Genomic DNA, 23,064 nt, shown 5'->3' with positions numbered 1-23,064 from the left:
GCGAGGTTCCAATGAATATTTTAATAGACGGTTACGCTGGTTCTTCCCGAAAAAGACCAATTTTAGCCAAGTAACGACTGATGAGATCCTAGCAGCACTTGAACTAATTAATCAACGACAATTAAAAATACATCATCAACAGACTGCCATTGAAAGATTCCGGGCTTGTTCGGATTAAACTTGTAATTTGCCAGACCGATAAGTTTTGCACTTAAGGAATTTTTTGAATATCTTGGATCTACTTTTCCATATGTTTTAATTTACATGTTATTCTTTGCTTTTACAATTGGCATACACGACCTATTTTTCCTGATACTAAGTTTAGTTTTAATTGTCAGTGTTTACATTATGTTTTTCCTCCTAGTAGCATCTATTAGTCTGTGCAGTTTTTGGCTAATTCAAGTTTGGCCATTACGACCAGTTATAACCGCCGCTTTTTTATTGCTCGGTGGGCAGTCCTTTCCCCTGCAAGTTTTACCATACAGTCTCCAATGGTTAATTTATAACCCGTTCTCCCTTGCAGGGAATCAACTAACTTTACTTGTACTAAAAAGGCTAACTCACAAGGATGTACTACTCGATATTGCATTATCTTGCATTTGGAGTTTCATTTTAATAATAACGATGAAATTAACATGGACTAAAGGATTAAAGTCTTATGAGGGGGTCGGTGGATAATGATCAAACTTTATAGGATTTTACTATCTCAGAGTCTAGGGGAATCCTTAGTCTATCGCGGTACATCTATTCTAACAGCTATTTTTGGGATTATGTTTTACTTAATTGCTTTAGTTACTGGAACGGTATATTTCTCATTTTCAAAATCTATTTTTGGCTGGGACTTTCTAAACTATTTAAACCTGATTACTACAGCAAACCTTATTAGTTATTTATACCAGTTCTTGTTTGTATCTGGCCATGAACATCTAACAGAGCAAATACTTGATGGAACCCTAGATTACTCGTTAGTCCGTCCAGTTAATAGCTATTACTTTCACATGATATTTAGAGCTGACTTCCCATCTCTAATTCCAGTATTCGTATCGGGCGTTATCGAGGCTTTATTACTAGTTAAGCTTGGAACTTCAATTCTGTCACTAATTAGCTATATTCTTGCTATATTGGCGGGTGTTATTTTCGTCTTTGCCATCAACCAAATTATCGTGACTATTTCCTTCTGGATTGATGGTCTAAGTGCCTTAGCGGGTGTACCTGAGTATATTATGGATGCCTCTGCGTATCCGGCGAGTATTTATCCGCGAATCATTCAGAATATCTTTCTTTGGATTTTCCCATCTCTTACGGTAACTAACCTACCAGCTAATATTATTCGTGGCAAATACGCTACATTTTCACTAATTTGGCTTTTTTTCATAGACGTATTGCTTATATATACATTTCTATTTTAGAATGGCGCCAGGGATTACGTCATTACGCTTCAGCAGACTAATTATCACACTGAAAGGAGGTGATAGCATGGGACACACTCGTACTGAAGTACATGCACCAGTTCAAGGCATCATTGCAATTGACCCAGATGAAGAAAGCTTCATTGTTGGGATACCAAAATTCTTTGTAATAGTGTATTCGATTTTCGGAATCGTGGGATTCATCTACTTTGATAACTATGAAAAAAGAAGGGATATGGATATACTCCTCTTTGGGTAGACAAGCAAATAATCAAAGCTTGCCTACCTAAGGAGGAGTTTTTGCATGGGCAGAAAAAGCTCACGCTACACCATTGATAAAAAGTTGTTCTATATTGGTCTAGTTAATCAAGGAACCAGCCCTAATGCTGTTCAGAGAGATTACGGAGTCAAGGATGATCAGATACGTCAATGGATAAAGCGATATAACCTTGAAGGAATCGATGGCCTACGGTATCGACCCATAGGAAAATATCCAAGCAATTTGAAACTGAAAATAGTTCTGAAGTACCTAGAAGGAAACACTTCTTATCCTCGATTGTGCGATAAATATAATATTCCTAATGTTAGTACCATCTATCAATGGGTTCATCAGTATACTAGTGGTAAACAACTCATTACTAGGAGCGTGAAACCAGTGAAAAATGGTCGAAAAACAACATAACTGGAGCGTTTGATAAGGCATTAGCAATAAGCAACGGTTTTACACTCAAATCAAGGATCAAGCTACACATCTGGGGTATTTAACGACCGTTTGGCTAGCAATGGGGTTAAGCACAGTATGTCACGTCCAGGAACTCCCGGAGATAACAGTCCTCTGGAAAGTTTCTGGGGTCATATGAAGACAGAGTTTTTCAATTTTTACCATGCATTAAATCGAAAAGAAATGGTTCAACTTATCGAAAAATGCATCAACTGGTATAACTATAACCGCCGCCAAAAAACACTAAATGGCATGACCCCGAAAGAATTTCGGAATCATGCCATTCAAAAAACTGCATAGCTATTTTAATTATTTGAACTGTCTACTTGACTCGGAGCAGTCCCGCAGTCCCGAATCGGCTTTTCTTTTTGTCATAAAAATCAATTAGTCGTTAAATTTAGCGGCAAAATCATATCCAGATGCGGAATCCCCGTATCTAAATATTCGTCACTGACAGCCTGAAAACCCAATGAGCGGTAAAATTCCTGGAGGTAGGCCTGAGCTTCGATGTCAATTTGACGGGTCTGCGGCCAAGTTTTCCGAATAGCCGCAATCGCTTCTTGAACTAATTGCCGGCCCAAACCACCCTTTCGCGCTGACGGTGCCACTACGACCCGCCCAATCTGGACGTGGTCGGACGCGGCAGGAATCAACCGGGCATAAGCAACCAATTTACCAGTTGCATCCAGTCCGAGGAGATGTACCGCAATCTGATCGTCCGTGTCGACTTCTTGATAAGCACAGTGTTGTTCCACCACGAAGACCGCCGTCCGCAAGTGGTAGATGGCCCATAGTTCAGCGGTCGTCAATTGTGCAAATGATCGTAGCTGAAACTTCATTTTGCCCCCTCCTCGAAGTTAGTTCATGTTCGCAATATGGACCTGGTGATCCAACGGAAATTCTTTGGGCGTGGTCTCGGCCAAGAGTTCTGGCGTTAAGACGACCCGTTGAAGTTCCTGGTTATCGTAGGGTTCCATGTAATAAGCCTGGTCGTCCAAGCTCATGTACCCGCGGTATTGCGTGTAGTCGCTGGTACCATCGGCCTTTAGTTTCACGCCCTTAGGAATCGTGACGTTGTCCAATAGGTGTTGTAAAAGGTTCAAGGTGCTGGGCGTGTCGGCCATGGGCTGGCTGAAGTGCTTGGCAAAAACGGTCCGTACGAACCGCGATGGCGACGTGTAGTCTCCGGGTAAGCCCAACGCCCCGGTCCCTGGACCCTGGGTCTTGGACGTGTAGCCCAGATAATTGTTCAATGGCCGCTCTTGGGCGGTCAGAGTCCCGTAGGTGCTGAGGTTCTGCAAATGCCACCCGAATTCAGGCGCATTGGTCATGACACCGACCGGGTTATCAATCAGGTGTAACTCGGGGCCGGTGGCTTCTAAGATTGCCGTTTTCCCCGTGGTATCGCTAATGATAAAGTGCAACGGCGGTGTCAACTGAAGTAAGGCCACCGGCACGTCAACGAGTTGCACGTGGGGCACTAACTTAGCAAGTTCCGCCACGCTCCCGGCGTTGCCTAACGCCCAGGCCGTAAAGTCGTGGGGTGCGAGGCCTAATTTTCCTTCAGTGGCGTGGGCTTCGTAGTGCGCGTTACCCGGGAAGTACAAAGCGGCGACCCCCAGGCCTTTTTCGTTGACGCCATCTACTACCATCTCGTGGCCTAACTTGCGGCCGGCACCGACGAAGCCATACTTGGTCGTAAACTCACCCGCATCCCCCGCAACGGTCCAATTTCGGGGCATAAACAGTGGTCGGCCATCCAATTCAAAGGCAAAGTCCATGGTCCGGGCCAAAAAGTGGTCCCCGCGACTATTCTGATAAGTTAAACTGGTACACATTCTGGTCATCTCATTTCTGCAGTCATTATCCTTCCCATTCTAACCCCACCCCACAAGTTTTGCACGGATAATCGGTAATAGGATGCACAATAACGCAAAAAGGCGTTGAAATGCTGTCAAACCGCCCGTTAACGGTTTACGGGCAGTGCAATCATTTCGCCCTAATCGAGGCCTTTACCGGTCAGTTTGCCCGCTGATTTTCCGGCGCCCAATCACAGCTGATCAGGTGGTCATTGACCAACCCGGCTGCCTGCAGAAACGAGTAGACTGTGGTTGGGCCCACAAACTTGAACCCACGCTTCTTCATTTCCCGGGAAATGTGCTGGGCCAGATCCGTCGTGGGTGGAATCTGGTCGGTCTGCGTCCAGTGATGCCGAATCGGTCGGCCACCGACGAAGGCCCACAACCAGGTACTAAAGTCGCTTCCGGCTGGCCAGTGCAAGATGACTTGCGCGTTGGTCACCGTTGCCGCCAATTTCAGCCGGTTACGGATGATGCTTTCATCGTGGCGCAACCGTTCTAAATCAGTGGGCGTCATCACCGCGACCTGGGCCAAATCATAATCGGCAAAGGCCCGGTGAAACGCCGCCCGCTTGTTCAGGACCGTCTGCCAGCTGAGCCCCGCTTGATAAGTTTCCATACATAACAATTCAAATAATTGGCGGTTATCGTGCACCGGCCGCCCCCATTCAGTATCATGATAGTGTTGTAAGCTGGGCGAGCCGTTCGCCCAGGAGCATCGAGTAACCATACTAAGATTCCCCCTTCGATAATAATATCTATTTTACCAAATCTGATTGGTTGACGTGTTATTCCGCTTGAGTGGTAAACTGAAGTTGAAGCCGCAGCCAAGTCTGCTAAATAGGAACTATGATCGGTTGAAATTGGTGTCGGCTTTGCTTGACCCACTCAAGTGAAAGTCCTATGCTATTAGAAACAACAACTGTTTTGGGGGATTTAAGGAGGTACCATATCATGCGTAACGCACAACGATTGAAAGCCCACCCCGTGCTGGTTGCGGCCGCGGCCGCCCTACTGGTGATGCCCATTACTGCGACTAGTACGGTGACGGCTCAGGCCGCCAGCGTTAAGCCATCGGCTAGCGTCCTCAAGAAGAGTAACAGCTACTATCGTAAACACGCTGAGAAGTTGGGAAAGAAATACAAGCTGGTCTACGACGCCCAAACGGGATTGAAGAAAAATGGGAAAGCCACGGTGTGGGTCAAGACATCCGACAAGAACTTGAAGAAGAGCGTCCAGTTAGCCATGGACTACTGGAACCACAAGTTAGGCAAGAAGGAGTTCACCAAAGGCTCCAAGAAGCACCATACCTTCACCTTCTCCGTCTCCCACGCCAAGGCTTCAAAGAGTGATAACAGCGATGCTTGGTGGACCCCTGCAACTAAGAAAGTCCAGATTCGCTGGTCCTATTACAAGGCTGCCAAACAAAACATCGCGCAACGAATGAGTTCATCTTTACAGACGGCTTTCGACAAGAAGTACAGTGATACCATCGTCAATACCGCCAAGAAGAACCTGGCGAAGGAAAACATCAGTCCCAGCTCAAACGCCTACTCTGACGAATTAGATCAAGAAGAGGCCAAGGTGGCCCACAATATGAGTGCGTTTAAGACTGTCAGTCAAAAGCTGACCGCCATCGACAAATCCGTTGCGGCGCAGGGCCGGATGTACGAGTACGCCAGCACCGTGGCCCACGAATTCGGCCATACTATGGGACTGGACCACTCGCCGAGCACCAAGGATTTGATGTACTACCAAAGTGGGACTAACAAGGTCTACAGCTACAAGCAAGTCACCAAGAACATGAAGAAATACAACCCCGTGACCGCCACCGATAAGGCCCGCGCTAAGCTCGCCTTGAAGATCTACGTGGCCGCACGGTAACTTTAATTCCGAAAAACCATTAACCGTTTTTGCGGGTAATGGTTTTTTTCTGCAATAAAATTGTAAATAAATGTTAATAATTGGTAACCTATGGCAATTTATCACCGTGTACAATAGCCTTAAAGAATGAGGAGGATTATCTTATGCGAAATAAGTTACGTCGTTTGGGTATTGGATTCGCTGCCATGGCGGCCGCAGTGGCTATCGGGGTTAGCTTAAACACGACCACCGCTAACGCAGCTGGCAAGAAAATCGCTGATATTTCCCAATACCAGGGGAACATTAATTGGAACAAAGCATCGAAGGATTTAAAGTACGCGTTGATTCGGGTCCAACATGGTAGCAAGGGCGACACCGGCTACATGATCGATTCGAAGCGCAACGTCAACGCTAATGGGGCCTACAAGGCCGGCGTACCGTTCGGCCAATATATGTTTGCGGAGTTCACTAGCGTTAAGGACGCCCAGCAGGAAGCCAAAGACTTCTACAAGCGCAGTAACAAGCACACCAAGTTCTTTGCTTTAGACGAAGAACAACGGATGGGCTCAGCTAAGAAGTCCGAACAAACCTACGTCAACGCTTGGTTAAAAACCATGCGGAAACTGACCAACAAACCGTTGATCCTGTACTCCGGGGAATACTACGCCACGGCCCACAAGTTGAACTTCTCGAAGTTTGACGGGGCCTGGATCGCCAAGTACAGTTCCGTGAAGCCTAACGTTCCTGGTGTCAAGGCTGATCTCTGGCAATACACCAGCAAAGGGCGGGTCTCCGGCATTAGCGGTAACGTTGACTTGATCAAGGCCCTACGCAGTTCCGTGGTCAAGAGTTGGTTCAACGGCAGCGCCACCCATCAGGCCGCACCTAGCTACTACAAGTCGGTCAAAAACGTGACGGGCATCAAGACCAAGAAGACCGTTTACAAGTACTCCGGCACCAGTTTCACCAAGGCACACCGGAACAGTAAGGTCAAGGTCGGCACCAAGCTGGCCGTCAAAGCCATCACCAAGAACAGTAAGAACGCCTACCGTTTCCAATTAACGAACGGTCAGTACGTCACGGCCAACAAGGCTTACGTGTCAACTTACTAAACCTTAATTAAATTGCATCTCGAGGAGTCGGCTACGGGCCGGCTCCTTTTTTTGTGGTCGCACAAAAAGCGCCGCCCACCGGGATTTTCCGGTTGGCGGCGTTACTTAGTTATTGTAAAGCGGTGAGGACTTGAATCGTCGCCCCGAAGTAACTCTTCTTTTGAATCTTGGTGGGCAATTGGCGACTCAACTTACGCTTGAGGCTAGTCTGTTTGAGGACCTGGGCCCCGTACTTGGCCGGTGCGGTGAACGCCGGATTGGTGTAATTGTTGACGGCTTTACCGCCCAACGTATACCCCGCGGTCAGCCGTTGCTTCCGGTTGAAGAACTTCAACTGTTTCTTGAGGGCTTTCTTGGTGGTCCCGTCCTTGGTCAGCTTATAAGTCTGGGCCAAGCGCCACGGGACCCGGCAGGCGTTATAACCGTACTGGTTATCGGTGGCGGATTCAATCTGGTAAGCGCGGACCGTGGTCAACTTTAATTTTGCGCCCGTGACCCGGATGAAATCGGGGAACAAGCCCGTCTTATGCCGCGCACTGAGCTTCTTAACCAGCTTTTGGCTGCGCTTAGCCACGGTATTCCAACTCTTATCGCCCGTAAATTTGGCGAAGGTCTTGAAGTAGCCGGTCATCAAATCTGACGTCCGGAGCTTACTGCGGTCGTAACTGTTGGTGGCCCAGTTCCCCATCAACGGCAACTTAGTCGTTGAATTGATTTCGGACTTCTTGATGGCCTTCAAAATGGCCCGGGCCCCCGCTTTGTAATTGGTCTTTTTGCTCCCCCACTGCCGGTCGGCTAAAATCAAGGCGTAGGCAATGTCCAAATCGCCGTCCGTGGCGCTGTTGCGTTGTGACCCCACGCTGGTGAGCTTGCCGTTCTTTTTAGTCTGTTGCCAACACATCAGCGGATTTTGCTTGGAGATGCGGTGGGCTCGGTAGTAGCGGTAAAACTGGTTGAAGGTCGTGTGCGACTTAACGCCCTTCTTCGCAGCCAGCACCGCGGCCAACATGCCGTAGCCCTGACTCTCCGAGACCACCGTGGTGGCCCCGTTACCGTCGTTCATTCGCACGTACTTCTGCGTTTTCCCACCGACGTAGGCTTTCTGCCACTGCCGGTACCAGGTCACGGCTTGACTGGTCTTGGCCTGGGCGGGCGTTGGTCGTAGCGCACTCAACCCCAAAATAACCCCAATCGTCAAACCTAACGCAATCAAGCGACCGAGTAACTGTCGTCGACGCATGATGGATAACCCCTTTCTTTACGGGTTCAACTTAGCCACGAATCTAATTCAAACTTTCGCATGGTGATGCGATGGGCCGCCATGGCAGTCAGCGCGTGAACCGTCGCGTATTCCGGTCCCCGAACCAACTGGGCTGGGACCGTAGCGCTTAGGTCTGCTGGCAAGATCCACTTGAGGGCGTCCAACTGCTCAAAAATCGTGAGGAGTTCTCGGTGCGTTGCCGTCAGCGTTTGAGCCCGCAATTCCTGAGTGAGGGTCGTCAGTAACGCTTGTTTGCCCGCCTTAGTCGGGACGTAAATCGTATGCGGCAACAAGTTATTTTGAAAGGTCACGGCTTCGACCTGGTCACGCTGCGTCAGTTGCGGGCCAATCGTATCGTACAGTGCGTTGGCCAAATTCCAACTGACCAGAAGCTTGAAAACGTCCACCGTGGCGGGGCTCTGGTTGAGCGCCGCTTGCAAACGCTGGGAAATCGATTGAAGACTATCCGGTAGCGCCGCCTCTAACCGCGGTACGCTTGGAATCGTAACGCGGTCACTGTCTAAAGTGATCAGTTGTGCCTCCCGGAGATCTAAAAACGCAGCTAATACTAGGTAGGCCTGCGTGGTAACCCGGGTCCGGAGCTGCGGTCGGTCCGTGATCTTCTCCGTTAATAATAGGTAATCTTGCGCAATGGGCCATTCCATCGCTAACCCCTCCTCACAATTATGGTTCACTTGCTGGTTCTATTATAGGCTATTTTATCGTCCGAAAACACCGCCACGCTTAGTGAAAATTGGATAATTATTACCCAGCGAAAACGGTCACTGACCCCCAAAATTCATGCTAAACTATCAGTAATGACTTAATCAGATGACCAAATTTCACTGGGGCTTTTCGAGGAGGTGGGAGACGATGTACCGTATCGGAATTTTAGGCCACACGACGGCGTTAAAGGACCGGGTGGCGTTTCTGGTCAATCAACAGGCCAATTGCACCGTCACCACCCAACTCACCGAGTGGACGGAATTACGCCCCGCTTTGGCGACCCTCGACGTGTTGCTGGTCCTGACCAGTGACTACCCCGAGGACCTGCCAACGCTGGCCCACACCTATTTGGCCCCACCAACTGCGACCCCCAAGATTATTGCCTTTGGGCCGCTTTGTTCGAAACACCTGGCCGAAAATTTTCTGCACCAAGGATTGGCTGCGTACCTGTTGACCGATTCGCCGAACCACGAAATCGTTTGGGCACTTCGAAGTGTCCTCGCTGACCAGGCCTACCTGGACGCACAGCTTGACCCTTGCCCGACCCGTAAACAGCTGGTGACCAACAATCGGTACACCTGCCTGTCGAAACGTGAGATTGAGGTCTTTCCGCTGATGGTCCTGGGGTACGCCAATAAGGAAATTGCGGCGAAGCTCTTTATTTCCCCCAAAACCGTCGAAGCGCACAAGGCCAGCATCATGCACAAACTCAAAATGCACTCGCGCCCCGAACTGGTGCGCTACGCGTTGCAAAATAATTTAATCACCACCTAAAAGCACCGATTAACGACAGTTTTCGCTAACCGGTGCTTAATTTTACAGTCTTGTTGGCGGTCACCCAGGATGAGAAACTAAAAGCAGTGACGCCCGTCAAAATAGGTATCACTGCCACTAAATTTTCACTTAAACTTTCACCGTTTTATCAGTCTTATCTCGGGCTAACGCGTCCTTGGCGCGAATCTCGGCCACCGTGTGAATCTTGAACTTACGGAAGGCCCAACTGCCAATATACGCCCACAGGGTACTGTTGATCAGAATGATGCCCACGGCCAATAAGACCTTCGTTAACGGGTTCATCCCAAAGACCACGATCAAGCCTGCCCACGGGGTGGCCATCCCCGTCACGTTCACCACTAATCCTAGTGCTGTGATGACCATGCCGTTGATGGCACCGGCAATTGCGTTAGTGGTAAAGATGGGTACGGGATTGGTCGAAATAATATCAATCTGCGTCAGGGGTTCGATGGTCACGGCTAAAGTCGTGGCGCGGTCCCCGAACTTCATTTTACGAAAGAAGCTGAAGTTCAATAGCGAGCTGCCGGTACAAGCCAGCGCCCCGACAGCCATGGGAACCCCCACCAAGCTGATCAAACTGGTCAAAACCATGGAGGACAACGGTGTCATCCCCACTAACGGGATAATCGCGCCTAACACAGCTCCCATAACTAGCGGGTTGCCAGTTTCAGCGGAGACGATGGTGTTCCCAATCAAGTGGAGGACGGCCATGATCCCCGGCGACGTCACCGCCGCAATCAGGTTGACCAAGATTGGCCCCACCAGCACGATGATGATCAGGTTTACCCCGTCTGGGAAACGTTTTTGAATCTCCTTGACCAGAAATGAGACCAGGTAGGCTGCCACAAAGGCCGTTAGTAATTTAAATTTTAGGAGGGACACCCCCAGCAAAACGGCAAACACCGGACTGATACCAAACGCTAGCGGGACCAACGCCCCAACGGCTAGGCCCCCCATCGATCCCATGGTGTCCCCAATTTGTTTGACAAAATCAATGTGGAAAACGCCCCCGATGGCGTAGCTAAGAAAGGCTTGGGGCAGAAACGTGGCACAAGCGGCGTTCGATAAGGCACTCATCGCTCGCTGGCCTTTAGGTGCTCTAAATGTAAACAGGGGCATCACAACGATAACGGCCAGTAAGACCAACACCCCGAATATAATTTTCATGATAATGCCTCCTAGATGGGATGTACAACGTCGGCTGGATGAGCCCGACTTTTTGAATCAGGTCGTCAAGTCGTCTTTTCCCCCGTCTCCTCAACCTCCCCCGCGAGATTCCCGGTGCAAGTTTCATGATGACGGCATTAAAAAAGAGTGGCGAAATGATTATGAGTAATCATTTTACCACTCTTTGGCGTTTTATTGGAGGGGCAACTGTCCCGCCATACCGGGTCAATGGTCCGTCCCAGTAACTAATTTAACGTCTCGATTGATTTCCTATTTAATTACCGTCAGACCACCCAGGTAGGGCTGGAGAACCTCCGGCACCTTGACCGTACCATCGGCTTGTTGATAATTCTCTAAGATGGCCGCGACTGTCCGCCCAACGGCTAATCCGGACCCGTTCAACGTGTGGACGTACGCCACGGTACCATCGGCTTTACGGTAGCGAATCATCGCTCGCCGGGCTTGGAAGTCCAGGCAATTGGAGCAAGAACTGATTTCGCGGTAAACATTTTGCTGCGGCATCCAGACCTCCACGTCATAAGTCTTGGCGGAGGAGAAGCCGAGGTCGCCGGTGGATAACGTGATGACGTGGTACGGGAGCTTCAATTCTCGCAACACCTCTTCGGCGTTATCGGTCAACGTCTCTAGTTCCGCATAAGAATTCTCAGGCTTACAGAACTTCACCATCTCGACCTTGTGGAACTGGTGCATCCGAATCAAGCCCCGAGTGTCCCGGCCGGCACTACCGGCTTCAGACCGGAAGCACGGCGTCATGGCAGTGAAGTAAGTTGGTAACTGATCCTCATCTAAGATTTCGTTGGCGTAGTAGTTGGTCAACGGGACTTCGGCGGTTGGAATCAGCGTCTCGCCGGTCGTTTCCACCGTGTAGACATCTTCCTTGAACTTCGGGAATTGGCCGGTCCCAAACATGGTCTTGCCGTTGACTAAATATGGCGGAATAATCTCGTGATATCCTTGTTTTTGGGTGTGCAAATCTAGCATGAAGCAGTAGACCGCCCGTTCCAACTTGGCCCCGGCGTCCTTGTAGTAGACGAACCGGGCCCCGGAGACCTTCGCCGCCCGCTCAAAGTCGAGAATACCCAGGTTTTCGCCAAGTTCCCAGTGGGCCTTGGGTTCGAAGTCAAAAGTCGGGATGGTCCCCCACTTGCGGTCTTCGACATCACTGTTCTCATCGGGGCCCACGGGAAGACCATCAGCAGGCAGATTCGGGAAGCGGACCGCTAAATAGTGCAACCGTTCCGCAACTTCTTCTTGGGCTGCTTCGGTGCTCTTGATGTCCCCATTGAACGTCTTGACCTGTTGAATCAGAGCTTGACCCGCGTCAGACTTCGGGTCAGCTTGACTGATCTGCCGGCTCAACTCGTTTTTTTGGTTCTTCAACGTTTCGGCTTTCGTAATGGCATCCCGATTTTGTTGGTCCAACGCCAAATACTCGTCGATTTCGTTAGGATCGACGCCCCGCGTCTGCAATTTAGTTTTCACGATATCGGCATGGTTGCGGACATATTTCGGATCTAGCATAGACAAGAACTCCCTTTCTAACTGCTGAAATTAAAAACGTCCCATGACTTGCAATTCTACAAGTCATGGGACGTCTACTTAACGAGTTAACGTGGTACCACCCAACTTTGCATCCAAATGAAGATGCACTCAACGAGTATAACGTCTCACCGTGGTTCCTTCATTCGGAACCAGGCGCTTAGGTCGTGGATTCGATCCCGCTGCTTCGCCAATTTCCAGCAACCGTTGGCTCTCTATGCAAGCAACTAAAATTTACTAGTGACCATGTTCGCGCTTTCAATTTACACATCTAATGTACCGCCTCTTGTCAGAGGTGTCAATCACCTGACCAGCTGAAGTATAGTCACCAGCCAATTTTGTTACCGTGGTTGTTTTAGCTAAAAGGGGCTGCTTAACGCTTGGGCCCCTAAGCTGAACGCCTCGTTACTGCGACGCCATTGCCCTTGAAAGAATGTGATGTTTTTTTCAAAAAATATTTTAGGCAGCGGACTTTTCCCCACTTTCAAATGCTTTCTCACCGAGTCATCAAAAAAGTCGACTAAACACGTCGACTTTTTTAGCGCTATTCGATTAATCCAGCTTAATCATTGACTGAAGCACTGGAGTACCCATCACTCGGTGTAGCGGCTGGTGCGGGCTTGGCTGCGGGCTTTTCTTCAGCGCCGTCATCCACGGAAGCGCTAGAAGACGCATCAGCGACTGGTGCGGGTTCCTCAGCCTTGACGGACGCACTGGTCGTCGCATCTGGGTTACCTTCCAGCTTTTGACCGGTCTGCTTCAGATACCATTTGATCATCGGCATGATATCGACCACGTTTTCGTTGACCCCCATGTAGTTGCCATCCGGATCATGCATGGCCCGATAGTTGTGGACCACGTACTTGTCGGCTGTGTTGCCTGGAACGGGCATGCGGACTTCCTGGGAAGCACCGGTCCGTAAGGCGTGGATAACTTGCTTGACATGCTTGATGACCCGGGCCTTCATTGGGTGGACCGTTGACAACGGATCACCGGCTTGGTCTGGCGTCCGCCGGGCCAACATGTCTTCTGCCGGTCCCATCTTGTTGTAGTAGATGAACTGGTTGCTGTTGTCGGCGTAAGTCAATTCCAACGGCATCGAGTTCAGAAAGGCGTTCAATTGGTCAACGGTCAATAGTCCGCGGTCTAACTTGACGTAGTCGTTACCTTCAGCGGCGTTAGTCTTCTTGGCGGCTTGTTCGACCCAATCAGGGGCGTTCATGTCGATACCTTCAACGGTCGTTGAAATCTTGCCCGTAGCGCCTAAGTCTTCACTATCGGCGCCATCATCGTCTTTCGGGGCACTCTTTTCCATTGAATTGATTACAGTGACAAACTTCACAAATTTTTGCATGGTGGATTGAAGGAAGTTGATGGTCCCCTCGTCCTTCAGGTTGTCATCCGCATCAAAAGCTTCCTTGACGTTTCCTAAGAGGAACTCGTGGCCGGGTAAGACGACCGCGTTAACGCCAGGCGCTTCCAAAATCTGGCGCAAGTTCAACTGTGCGCGAGACGACCCTTGGTTGTAATAGGAAGCCCCGACGATCATAACGGGCTTACCATCTAGTGGGTGAATCTTGTAGGACAACCATTCGATGACGCTCTTTAAACTCGCCGTAATGGTGTGGTTATGTTCTGGCGTGGCGATGATGACCCCGTCAGCGGCTTCAATCTTGTGCTTTAAGTACTGGACCGCATCACTATTGGTCTGGTCATCGCTTTCATTAAACAGCGGGACGTCTTTGATATCGAGCATTTCAATGTCCGCCAGGTCACTAAAGTGGGTCGTCATATACTTCAACAACATCCGGTTATACGACTTATCGGCTACTGAACCGGCAATTCCAACTAACTTCATAACTTATACGCTCCTTTATGGGTTATTCTAAGGTACTCCAATCGAAATCTTTGGCTTCTTTTTTATTGAGGCCCGTGGCGTTGTTCAGCTCACCGGAGAACTTCACGAAGGTTAGGAAGTCCTTGAATAAGCCGTCCAACTTCTTCGCATCTTTGGCATCCGTCAGGTTACCCTTGTCATCGAAGGCTTGCAGAGAATGTCCTAACAAGTATTCGGAACTTGGCATGATGCGAGCCCGCAGTTCTGGGGAATCCAGAATCTGCCGGAGATGGGCTTGGGCCCGCGACGAACCCAATGACCCGTACGACGCACCCACAATCATGACCGGTTTGTCGACAAACGGGTGGACCCGGTGAGATAACCACTCAAGGGCGTTCATCAGCGCTGCCGGGGCCGAATGGTCGTATTCCGGCGTGGCGATGATCACCCCATCAGCGTCATCGATGGCCGTAGCCATGGTCACGACTTGCGGTGGAATCGGGCTGTTTTCAGGTTTATTAAATAAGGGAAGATCAGTGATTTCCATCAGCTGAAGTTCGGCTTGGTCGGCAAAATGCCGCTTCATGTACTGGAGTAGCGTTCGGTTGGTGGAGGTCTTAGCATTGGTCCCCACCATTGCAACAAATTTATCCATTATTGACCGCTCCTTTAAGCTTGGGGGAATTCGCGGTAAACTACCGCTCACCCGTTATTATATTCGGTTTTATATACTATAGCAATATTTTCACAAAAATGAGGAATAAAGTTGTCCCTCGTGGGTAATAATGACCCCTTCAATCCCCGCTGTCCGTTGCAGTAACGCTAATGCGTCTTGAACCGACTGGCCGAATAATTTGGTTGTCCATAGTTCACCAGTGATCGATTTCGCCGAGATAACGGTTACACTGGCAATGTCGGTCGGCATCGGGTAGCCGGTTTGTGGATCCAACACGTGATGATACGTGTGACCGGCCGTTTTCAACTGGCGTTCGTAAATCCCCGAAGTCACCACGGACTTGTCGCGGACCTTAAGGACCAGCCGGTTCTGACCGCGGGGCTTTTGCGGGTCCTGAATCCCGATGCGCCATTGGTTATCGGCGTGCCGGGCTTGCGGCCCAAAGACCACGACGTTCCCGCCCAGGTTGATTAACCCTGCCGTGACGTCCAGATCAACAAAGTAATCGTGCAACAAATCAGCAATGTAACCTTTGGCGATGGCGCCGAGGTCCAAGGTCATCCCCGATTGCTTTAGATAGACCGTTAAGTGTCGTGGGTCTAACACGATAGCCTGCGGGTCGGTCAACTTCAACGCGGCCTGAATCTCGGCGTCACTGGGTTTGCGAGCGTCGTCAAACCCGATACGCCAGGTCTGGACCAGTGGCCCGATGGCGATGTTCAAATGTTCCGCCGTTTTCGCACTATGTGCCTGGCCAATCCGGATCAGATCAAAGAGCTCCGGGTCGACTTGTACCGGCTGTTTGCCAGCCTGATGCGCAATTTCCATCAGTTCTGAGGTATCGTCGTTGGCACTAAACCGATGTTCATACACGGCGAGACGCCGCACGGCCTCGGTCAAAATGGGGTCGGGGTTGGGGTGAGTAATGGTGAGGGTTATCACAGTCCCCATCATATGGACCACCCGGGTTGCTTGCGGCATATCAAACCACCTTCCTTTCTTCGTTATCGTACCTGAATTCACCCTAAAATTAAAGCCGATTCGGACAAATAACAATTTTTTCACAATCTAAGTATAGCATGATGGGCCCCCAAGTTGACGGGCCTGACCGGATAGCTTAATCTTAGACTTAACGATTGGTTTAGACGTCCCCCTGAGGGACTATTTTATTGAAGGAGTTCATCATGGAAAAACTACATCTTTCCCGCTTTACCACCCGGATTCTGTTGGGGTGGTGTCTGCTCTTAGCCGTGATTCTCGTGGTCCTCGGGTCGTTACACGCGATGCAACCTCACCTGATCACGCTCCACGCTCTCACCCTGGACGGTTTTCTGGCCAGCGCACTGATGGGCTTGCGCTTGGTTGTCCTGTTCTTGGTCTTTTCGACCATCCCCATGCGCTGGCCCGTCACGCTGCTCAGTTTTCTGAGTTTGACCATCGGCATCGTCGCACTCTACCAACTCATCCCCGTGATGTTTCGCGGCCCGGCCTTATTGGCCCTGGTGTACCTGGCCTTCGTGGCGTCCATGCTAGGCTTGCTGTTCACGGCCATCCTGACCACTAGCGAGACTATCACCCGTAACGACTGGGCGAAAGGTGACAGCTACTTCAAGCACTGGGGGCTGGCACTACTTAGTAGCATTCGCGACTACAGTCTGCCCCTGCTGGTCAGCCTCATCGTCTTCAGTCTAAGCTTGGCGTTGACCAACTCCGTCACTTTCTAACGTCCCCGACCACCCCTGGCCGACCAGAATTAACCTTCTGGCCGGTCATTTTTGCGTGTCGCGTAACCACCAAAATCCCGTTAGATCAACGTCCGTTGTTCCTCCGATTTTCTTTAGCGGTCAAGCGGATTGCATCGAACGCGCTTTCGTGATATAAATGAATTAACATATGAGCATACATAGATATTAAAAAGGAGGATTTTCCATGTCGACCCAAACGCGTGCCGTCACCGCTTATTTGACGGGCCTCACCCTCTTTATCGTGAGCTACTTGCTCCCCGGTTGGCTGAGTGCTGCTGGCTGCTTACTGGCGACCGGTCTGGCCGGTTACCACATTGTCGTCGAAGGCGTCACGGAAACCATCACGGATTCAGCCACTCAGCATAAATTCGCCCCCAACATTCATCTTCTGATGTTCCTGGCGGCACTGGGGGCCATCGCAATCGGTAGTTTTGAGGAAGCCGCCCTGCTGATTCTAATCTTTGCCGGCGCCCACTTTCTTGAAGAGTACGCCGAGGGCAAGAGTCAACGTGAAATCACCGCGTTACTTGATTTGAACCCCGTTGAAGCCCGGCGGCTCACTTCCGACGGGGCCGTGGAAGTGGTCACCGTCGACCAACTGGCCGTGGGTGACCACTTACAGGTCCTAAATGGCGGTCAGGTCCCCATCGATGGGACCATCACTAAGGGGACCGCCACCCTTGATGAAGCCGCTATCACCGGTGAAAGTCTCCCCAAGGAAAAGGTCGTGGGTGACACCGTCTTCGGCAGTACCATCAACGGCGACTCGACCTTTACCATGGTGGTCACGGCCAGCAGTGCCGACACCGTCTTCGCCAAGATTTTACAGTTGGTCCAGGATTCGCAACAATCTTTAGGGAAAACGGCGACGAAAATCAAACGCTTCGAACCCCTGTACGTCACGACCGTCTTAGCCCTGCTTCCCGTCGTTTTTTTACTGGGCTACTTCGGTATCCACTGGTCCTTGACCACTAGCCTGTACCGGACCATCGTCTTTCTGGTCTCGGCGTCGCCGTGCGCACTGGCCGCGGCCGCCGTCCCGGCCACCCTTTCCGGACTCTCCAATCTCGCTCGTCACGGGATCCTTTTCAAGGGTGGTGCCTACTTGACCCGATTGGCTGAACTTCAGGCCATCGCCTTTGACAAGACGGGGACACTCACCGCGGGTAAACCCACGGTCACCGACGTCAGTTTCCTGCCGACCGTCGACCAACCAGCCCTAATCAATCAGCTGGTGGCCATGGAACGCCAAAGCAACCACCCGCTAGCTACCGCCATCGTGGCCCACTTCACCCCCACGGCCACTCTCGACGTGACCGTGACCAACCAGTTGGGCCGCGGCCTGGAAAGCATCATTGACGGTCATACCATTCGCATCGGTAAACCGGTCAGTTTCACCCAAGTCCCCACCAGTTTAGCCGCCCAAACGGACGCCTTGGCCGCCGCAGGCAAGACCGTGATTTACGTGGTCCAAGACGACCAGGTCCAAGGCTTACTGGCCTTAATGGACGTCCCGAACCCAGCCGCTAAAGATGCCATCGCCTACTTCAAAGCGCAACAGATTCACACCCACATGCTCACCGGTGACGCCCAATTGACGGGCCAAGCCGTGGGGCAAGCCTTAGGCGTCGATGCCGTGACCGCTGACGTCCTGCCGGAAAACAAGGCCACCATCATCGGCGAGCAACAACAGCGTTACACCACCGTCGCCATGGTCGGTGACGGGGTCAACGACGCTCCTGCCCTTGCCACGGCCGATATCGGCGTTGCCATGGGAGACGGGACCGACGTGGCCATCGACGTCGCCGACACGGTTCTGATGCAAAACGACCTGGCCAAACTGATCTACGCCCACCGCTTGGCTAAGCGCCTCAACCGGGTCATCTGGGGAAACCTTATCTTTGCGTTAGCAATCGTGGTATTATTAATTGTGCTGAACTTTTTAAGCCTGACTAATATTGCTTGGGGCGTAGTGGTCCACGAAGGAAGTACCTTGTTGGTGATTCTCAACGGTCTGCGTCTCTTGGCTTTCAAATAGTCAGCCAATTCTAAAACCACTGGGGGTTGCCTCATGACCAACGATTCGTCGACCACCGGCTCTTCACTGCCCAGTGACAGTGAACTTCGCCCGGTTCTTTCTATTTTTAAAGCAATCAGTGATCCCTCCAAAATGCGGATTATCCTGCTCATTGCCCACCAAGCGCTCAGCGTCAGCGACATCACCGCGCAACTCAGCATTAGCCAGTCCGCCGTGTCGCACCACTTACAGACCCTGCGCCAACTGAATTTAGTCACCAATGTCCGGGTTGGTCGTGAGATGCATTACCAGGTCACCGACCAGCACGTCTTGCAGATTTTTGAACTGACCCGTAAACATGTGCGCGAAGAAAATTAATCGTGAGTTGAAAACGCCCCGTCACACCGCCATCATCGTTGAGATGGTGCTGGTGTGACGGGGCGTTTTGTGGCTTTGATTTAGGCCAGGATTCGAATCAAGTGTCGGTTAGCGGTCACGTAACCGCCGACAACGCGGTAACGTAACGTGCCGTCGGGTGAGTAATCCCAACCGACAACTCGCACGGTCCGGTGCGCGGCTAACCAGCGGCGACCACGAGTCAACTGAACGTTACGGTACCGACCAATCTTGTGTTTGGTTTGGATTCGGTGCACCACCGGGATACGACCCGCTTGGACCAATTGCCGGTTGGCCGTTAGGTAACGTCCATTCGGCAGTTGCGCACGCGTAGTCAAATGGTAATGAACCAGGCGTTTGATGGTAATCCGAGCCCCTTGACGGTAGTGCCGGACCTGACCGGTCAACTGCCGGTGCCGATACCCATTCACCCCTTGAGGATTAATCACGGTCAAAACTTGATGTTTCGATGCCCGCTGATAGTATGTCGGCCGGACCCAGGCCGCTCTGGCGGTCACGTATCCGACGCGCCCCGCTGTAGCCGTGTGGTGGTTCACATCGCGAACTTGATACCGTAAGACCACGAACTGGGGCTGGTGCATCTGGGGCTAACGCCGGTACCAGTTGAGACGATTGGCCGCAGTCAACGTTGGGTGGCGGTATAATCCGAGTTTGCGAACCGCCGTCAAACTCATCCGCGTTTTCACGATGGTATCGGCACTGCTCCCCGTTTTGAGCTGCGGCCGTTGAATCGGAAAGGTTGGTGTAGGCGTCGCTGGTGTGGGTTGCGGCAAGTTGGGTTCTTGGGGAAGCGGCGTTATTGGGGTTGGGTTCGGTTCCGGACTTGGTTCTGGAGCTGGATTCGGTGTTGGTGTGGGCGTTGGTGCTGGATTCGGTGTTGGTGCTGGTTCTGGTGCTGGGGTCGGGGTCGGCGTTGAAATCGTTTGGCCCTCAAAAGTTACTGGAAATGCTGGAGTGTGACCACTATACAAGTCCACCAATTCATGACTTGTATAGGTAGGTCGTAATTTTTGGGCAGTTTCTCCGACTGGAATCCATCGCCCCGTATTTGGTGCCGTTGTTGGCAATTCAGGGAGTTGTGGGTTCTGTTTGAATTTGACTCCGGGGCCCAGACGAAGGTGTCGTAACCCGGTCTCCGCGAGCATATTATCTGTATATCGGCAATTTTTCATATTAAAATTGGTGAGATCTAAGTGGGTCAAGTTGGCATCCTCATCAAACATGTCGCCCATGTCCGTCGTATGGGTGGTGTCAAACGTTGACAAATCGACATCTTGTAAGACTTTATTATCTACAAACATATTATGCATTGTGACCACCTGACGCGTGTCAAAGCCCTTTAAGTTAATCCATTTCAAAAATTCAGACCCACTGAACATGGCTCCCATTTGTTGAACGTGACCGGTATCCCAATGGCTCAAATCTAAACTAGTCAATCCGGTATCCACGAACATTTGATTCATGTTCGTCACTTGTCCAGTTTGCAGGTGCGCTAGATCTATGCTAGTCAATCCCAAACAATACGAAAACATACCAGTCATATTTTGGACCCGTCGTGTATCCAACGCACTCACGTCCAATTTGGTCAACCGCGTATTGAAGCGAAACATATCCGTCATGTCTGTGACTTGACTCGTCTGCAAATGTGACAGGTCAAGCGATCTAAATCCATAAACTTTACTCTCATCATTTTCAAACATCCCGGCCATATCAACCGTTGCTGAAGTATCTAAACTGGATAAATTATGGATAGTAGTGATTTCGGAAAAATTAGAAAATAAGCGGTACGCATCCCGGTTAGTCTTAACTGGGTGTTGGGAATCAATTGTCAGATTGTAAATTTTCCGAAATCCAAATGCTGGATCACTATGATAAAGATCCATAGGTAGTTGGCTTCCCATCAGATGACCATCCTGTTCAGCATAATTAGGCAGCATCCCCCCGCTTAACGTCAAATTACCGTTTTCAAATTTCCAGTGACACCCCTGGCCAATCACGCCATGAAAAATCTCGGTTGCTGGTGCTTGAGCCTGCGCTTTTACCGGCCGTGTAGGCCCTACCGACAAACCGCCAAAGACGCCTAAACCCATGACTAATTCAACCAATCCAATTAAAACCCGCCACCGCATCGTTTTGCCTCCTAATAAGTTAACGTTAACAAGAATAGTTGCGGGCTCGTTTCTTGCCATTTTACGTAAGTCTCTTAGCTGATGATTGTGATGTTCTAACCAATAGTCACAATCATCAGCAATAAATATGGTTTACTTTATGACCCATTATAGTCACTACATCTCAAAGCGATAGTTTAACGACTCGTCATTTTGCCTTTCCGGTTATCTCAATTGGGTCTAAAAAAGGCACCCCGACCAGACACGCAGTCTTGCCAAAGCACCTTACATACCGTTGATTAAGCTAAATGCCGCCGTAAGTCCAGACCGCCAAGCAGTCCGAGTAAGACTGCCCCGCTCACGATAGCTACTACCCAGGCGTGGTCACTCGTTTGTGGTAATCGACTTACTTGCTGGCCATGCCGTCCAACCGTATAAACGGGTGCAGTCTTGGCTCCAGTTGCTGGTTGCATCGCAGTTGACGAGTTTGCCGTAGCTGCTTGCGTGCCTGCAGTCGTCGAAGAACTTGTGCCCGCCGCACCACCAGCATTCGCCGCTGGTTGTTGTGCCGGCTGTTCCGCTGGTGATGTTGCTGGTTGCGTTCCCGGCGTTTGCCCTGGTTGATTGCTCGGGGTAGTTCCCGGAACCGTCACGTTACTGCCACCCGTCGTTGGAATTTGCCCCGGTGTTACCGGCGTGATCTCAGGAACCGTCACTGAAGGCGTGGTTCCGCCGACCGGATTATCATTCGACCCACCTAACGCAGGCGGTGTCGTTGGGTGCTGACCTTCTGGAACCGTTGGCGTTGTGCCCGGCGTTTCGGGTTCGGTAGTTCCTGGCGTTTCAGGGCCCGTAATACCGGGATTCTCTGGCGTCGTAGTGCCAGGATTCTCTGGTTCTGTAGTCCCGGGATTTTCCGGTGTTATGGTGCCAGGGTTCTCTGGCTCTGTTGTCCCCGGATTTTCTGGTTCCGTAGTCCCTGGATTCTCCGGTTCTGTGGTCCCAGGTTCTTCTGGTTCCGTCGCATCAGGGATCTCCGGATCGGTCACTTCGGGGAACTGTTCTGGCGTTGTCGTTTCCGGCTCATCTTCTTCGTCGATTCCCGGTTCAGTTTCACCCGCCACGGGCGTCGCGCCACGGACAATCAAGTGAATATAGCCCTTTCGAAAAAAGTTCGTGTCAGCCATCGTCTGGTTAAACGTGACCGTTCCGACATAGGCTCCGGCTGGCATGTAAAACGAGCCAATAACGTTCCCACCGAAATAGCCGGTGTTGGTCATTGGAAACGACATGGTTCGATAAGCCCGGACGTTAGTGGGGATTGTCACTGGCATCGTGTCCCCCACCGAAATTTTAAGAAGAGGGTAAAGCCGCCAAATATAATTCAAGTGATACGTTTGATTTGCGGGTAATTCCGCCGTATGCGACATCACGTGACCGTCAACATCGGTAATCTTCGCGCTATCTGCGTTCAACGTTGACACTTTCCACGTCTTAGCTTCGCCCGTCACCGGTGGACCAATTAAAATCCGGGACCTTTCTCAAACGCTATAAGATAATTAAATTAGGATTGACGCCGACGGCGTAACCACCAACCGCCTACGCTTAGTCCTAACAAGAGACCTAAGCCAACTAATGACAGTTGCTTGTTTTGGCGGTCACCAGTTTGGGGCAGGGCTTTATCGGCCGAACTTCCCTGGCTTGCCACCACGGGCGTTGGGAAACTGATGTGATCCGTAGTTGGGGCTGGTTGGTCAGCCGCCGTTTGGCTCGTGATAAACGTTAACGGCG

The 23,064-nt window shown here is 50.8% G+C and carries 25 protein-coding genes and 1 pseudogene; 12 read left to right on the top strand and 14 right to left on the bottom strand.

All coding sequences use genetic code 11. The features are described from left to right. From DXH47_RS10415 to DXH47_RS10390, 6 genes and pseudogenes are all read left to right on the top strand, one after another. Positions 1 to 178 (top strand): annotated as a pseudogene (locus DXH47_RS10415) (IS30 family transposase); the annotation flags it as partial. 86 nt (positions 179 to 264) lie between these two features. Then, positions 265 to 678, top strand: coding sequence for an ABC-2 family transporter protein (locus tag DXH47_RS12110; RefSeq protein ID WP_129033257.1), 414 nt, complete (start codon positions 265 to 267; stop codon positions 676 to 678). Further along, the gene (locus DXH47_RS10405) at positions 678 to 1,409 is read left to right on the top strand and encodes an ABC-2 family transporter protein (protein ID WP_129033256.1); all 732 of its coding nucleotides are present in this window, start codon (positions 678 to 680) and stop codon (positions 1,407 to 1,409) included. Before DXH47_RS12110 ends, DXH47_RS10405 begins: the two co-directional genes overlap by 1 nt. Positions 1,410 to 1,476: 67 nt before the next feature. Continuing rightward, on the top strand, positions 1,477 to 1,668 hold the full coding sequence (locus DXH47_RS10400) for a hypothetical protein (protein ID WP_129033255.1): 192 nt from the start codon (positions 1,477 to 1,479) through the stop codon (positions 1,666 to 1,668). 45 nt (positions 1,669 to 1,713) lie between these two features. Then, a complete protein-coding gene (locus DXH47_RS10395; protein ID WP_225423570.1) occupies positions 1,714 to 2,091 on the top strand; it encodes a helix-turn-helix domain-containing protein in 378 nt (125 codons plus the stop codon). Positions 2,092 to 2,208: 117 nt separating this feature from the next. Further along, a complete protein-coding gene (locus DXH47_RS10390; RefSeq protein ID WP_233449195.1) occupies positions 2,209 to 2,430 on the top strand; it encodes an IS3 family transposase in 222 nt (73 codons plus the stop codon). Positions 2,431 to 2,510: 80 nt separating this feature from the next. On the opposite strand, the gene DXH47_RS10385 is transcribed toward DXH47_RS10390, so the two are convergent. The 3 genes from DXH47_RS10385 to DXH47_RS10375 form a co-directional block, all read right to left on the bottom strand. Then, positions 2,511 to 2,969: a GNAT family N-acetyltransferase gene (locus DXH47_RS10385; protein WP_129033254.1), complete on the bottom strand. Its 459-nt coding sequence runs from the start codon at positions 2,967 to 2,969 to the stop codon at positions 2,511 to 2,513. Positions 2,970 to 2,987: 18 nt separating this feature from the next. Further along, positions 2,988 to 3,968, bottom strand: a complete 981-nt coding sequence (locus DXH47_RS10380; RefSeq protein ID WP_129033253.1) for a choloylglycine hydrolase family protein — start codon at positions 3,966 to 3,968, stop codon at positions 2,988 to 2,990. Positions 3,969 to 4,149: 181 nt separating this feature from the next. After that, positions 4,150 to 4,719, bottom strand: coding sequence for a DNA-3-methyladenine glycosylase I (locus DXH47_RS10375; protein ID WP_129033252.1), 570 nt, complete (start codon positions 4,717 to 4,719; stop codon positions 4,150 to 4,152). Between the two features lie 224 nt (positions 4,720 to 4,943). On the opposite strand from DXH47_RS10375, the gene DXH47_RS10370 reads away from it, so the two are divergent. Further along, positions 4,944 to 5,873 carry a matrixin family metalloprotease gene (locus tag DXH47_RS10370; protein WP_129033251.1) on the top strand — a complete coding sequence of 310 codons (930 nt, stop codon included), beginning with the start codon at positions 4,944 to 4,946 and terminating at the stop codon, positions 5,871 to 5,873. 143 nt (positions 5,874 to 6,016) lie between these two features. Then, positions 6,017 to 6,964, top strand: a complete 948-nt coding sequence (locus DXH47_RS10365) for a GH25 family lysozyme (protein WP_129033250.1) — start codon at positions 6,017 to 6,019, stop codon at positions 6,962 to 6,964. Positions 6,965 to 7,073: 109 nt separating this feature from the next. On the opposite strand, the gene DXH47_RS10360 is transcribed toward DXH47_RS10365, so the two are convergent. Together DXH47_RS10360 and DXH47_RS10355 are read right to left on the bottom strand one after the other, a co-directional pair. Next, on the bottom strand, positions 7,074 to 8,204 hold the full coding sequence (locus DXH47_RS10360; RefSeq protein ID WP_129033249.1) for a glycosyl hydrolase family 8: 1,131 nt from the start codon (positions 8,202 to 8,204) through the stop codon (positions 7,074 to 7,076). A 26-nt stretch (positions 8,205 to 8,230) separates the two neighbouring features. Then, positions 8,231 to 8,890 carry a hypothetical protein gene (locus tag DXH47_RS10355; RefSeq protein WP_129033248.1) on the bottom strand — a complete coding sequence of 220 codons (660 nt, stop codon included), beginning with the start codon at positions 8,888 to 8,890 and terminating at the stop codon, positions 8,231 to 8,233. A gap of 208 nt (positions 8,891 to 9,098) precedes the next feature. Here DXH47_RS10355 and DXH47_RS10350 point away from each other — a divergent pair, with 208 nt between their 5' ends. Further along, entirely contained in the window at positions 9,099 to 9,725 is a 627-nt protein-coding gene (locus DXH47_RS10350; RefSeq protein WP_170955011.1) for a response regulator transcription factor, read from the top strand. 129 nt (positions 9,726 to 9,854) lie between these two features. Here DXH47_RS10350 and DXH47_RS10345 read toward each other — a convergent pair whose 3' ends face one another. From DXH47_RS10345 to DXH47_RS10325, 5 genes are all read right to left on the bottom strand, one after another. Continuing rightward, on the bottom strand, positions 9,855 to 10,913 hold the full coding sequence (locus DXH47_RS10345; protein WP_129033246.1) for a PTS sugar transporter subunit IIC: 1,059 nt from the start codon (positions 10,911 to 10,913) through the stop codon (positions 9,855 to 9,857). Between the two features lie 270 nt (positions 10,914 to 11,183). Next, positions 11,184 to 12,455, bottom strand: coding sequence for a serine--tRNA ligase (serS, locus tag DXH47_RS10340; RefSeq protein ID WP_129033245.1), 1,272 nt, complete (start codon positions 12,453 to 12,455; stop codon positions 11,184 to 11,186). A 580-nt stretch (positions 12,456 to 13,035) separates the two neighbouring features. Beyond that, positions 13,036 to 14,331, bottom strand: a complete 1,296-nt coding sequence (locus DXH47_RS10335) for an NAD(P)H-dependent oxidoreductase (RefSeq protein WP_129033244.1) — start codon at positions 14,329 to 14,331, stop codon at positions 13,036 to 13,038. A gap of 22 nt (positions 14,332 to 14,353) precedes the next feature. Next, positions 14,354 to 14,965: an NADPH-dependent FMN reductase gene (locus tag DXH47_RS10330; RefSeq protein ID WP_129033243.1), complete on the bottom strand. Its 612-nt coding sequence runs from the start codon at positions 14,963 to 14,965 to the stop codon at positions 14,354 to 14,356. Positions 14,966 to 15,055: 90 nt separating this feature from the next. Then, positions 15,056 to 15,967, bottom strand: a complete 912-nt coding sequence (locus DXH47_RS10325; protein WP_129033242.1) for an FAD:protein FMN transferase — start codon at positions 15,965 to 15,967, stop codon at positions 15,056 to 15,058. Between the two features lie 203 nt (positions 15,968 to 16,170). Here DXH47_RS10325 and DXH47_RS10320 point away from each other — a divergent pair, with 203 nt between their 5' ends. The 3 genes from DXH47_RS10320 to DXH47_RS10310 all read left to right on the top strand — a co-directional run bounded on the left by DXH47_RS10320 (position 16,171) and on the right by DXH47_RS10310 (position 19,126). Continuing rightward, on the top strand, positions 16,171 to 16,710 hold the full coding sequence (locus tag DXH47_RS10320) for a hypothetical protein (RefSeq protein ID WP_129033241.1): 540 nt from the start codon (positions 16,171 to 16,173) through the stop codon (positions 16,708 to 16,710). Positions 16,711 to 16,915: 205 nt separating this feature from the next. Continuing rightward, the gene (locus tag DXH47_RS10315; RefSeq protein WP_129033240.1) at positions 16,916 to 18,769 is read left to right on the top strand and encodes a heavy metal translocating P-type ATPase; all 1,854 of its coding nucleotides are present in this window, start codon (positions 16,916 to 16,918) and stop codon (positions 18,767 to 18,769) included. Between the two features lie 33 nt (positions 18,770 to 18,802). Next, positions 18,803 to 19,126, top strand: coding sequence for an ArsR/SmtB family transcription factor (locus DXH47_RS10310; RefSeq protein WP_129033239.1), 324 nt, complete (start codon positions 18,803 to 18,805; stop codon positions 19,124 to 19,126). Positions 19,127 to 19,206: 80 nt separating this feature from the next. Here the strand turns inward: DXH47_RS10310 and DXH47_RS10305 are convergent, their stop codons facing one another. From DXH47_RS10305 to DXH47_RS10290, 4 genes are all read right to left on the bottom strand, one after another. Beyond that, positions 19,207 to 19,746, bottom strand: coding sequence for a DUF5776 domain-containing protein (locus tag DXH47_RS10305; protein WP_129033238.1), 540 nt, complete (start codon positions 19,744 to 19,746; stop codon positions 19,207 to 19,209). 6 nt (positions 19,747 to 19,752) lie between these two features. After that, positions 19,753 to 21,294, bottom strand: coding sequence for a BspA family leucine-rich repeat surface protein (locus tag DXH47_RS10300; RefSeq protein WP_170955010.1), 1,542 nt, complete (start codon positions 21,292 to 21,294; stop codon positions 19,753 to 19,755). Between the two features lie 278 nt (positions 21,295 to 21,572). After that, positions 21,573 to 22,607, bottom strand: a complete 1,035-nt coding sequence (locus tag DXH47_RS10295) for a hypothetical protein (protein ID WP_129033236.1) — start codon at positions 22,605 to 22,607, stop codon at positions 21,573 to 21,575. Positions 22,608 to 22,837: 230 nt separating this feature from the next. Continuing rightward, a partial coding sequence (locus DXH47_RS10290; protein WP_129033235.1) for an LPXTG cell wall anchor domain-containing protein occupies positions 22,838 to 23,064 on the bottom strand: 227 nt, incomplete at its 5' end.

Origin of the sequence: Levilactobacillus suantsaii (genome assembly GCF_004115745.1) — a bacterium.
Taxonomy (GTDB): domain Bacteria; phylum Bacillota; class Bacilli; order Lactobacillales; family Lactobacillaceae; genus Levilactobacillus; species Levilactobacillus suantsaii.
This window is presented reverse-complemented; position numbering and strand designations above follow the sequence as displayed.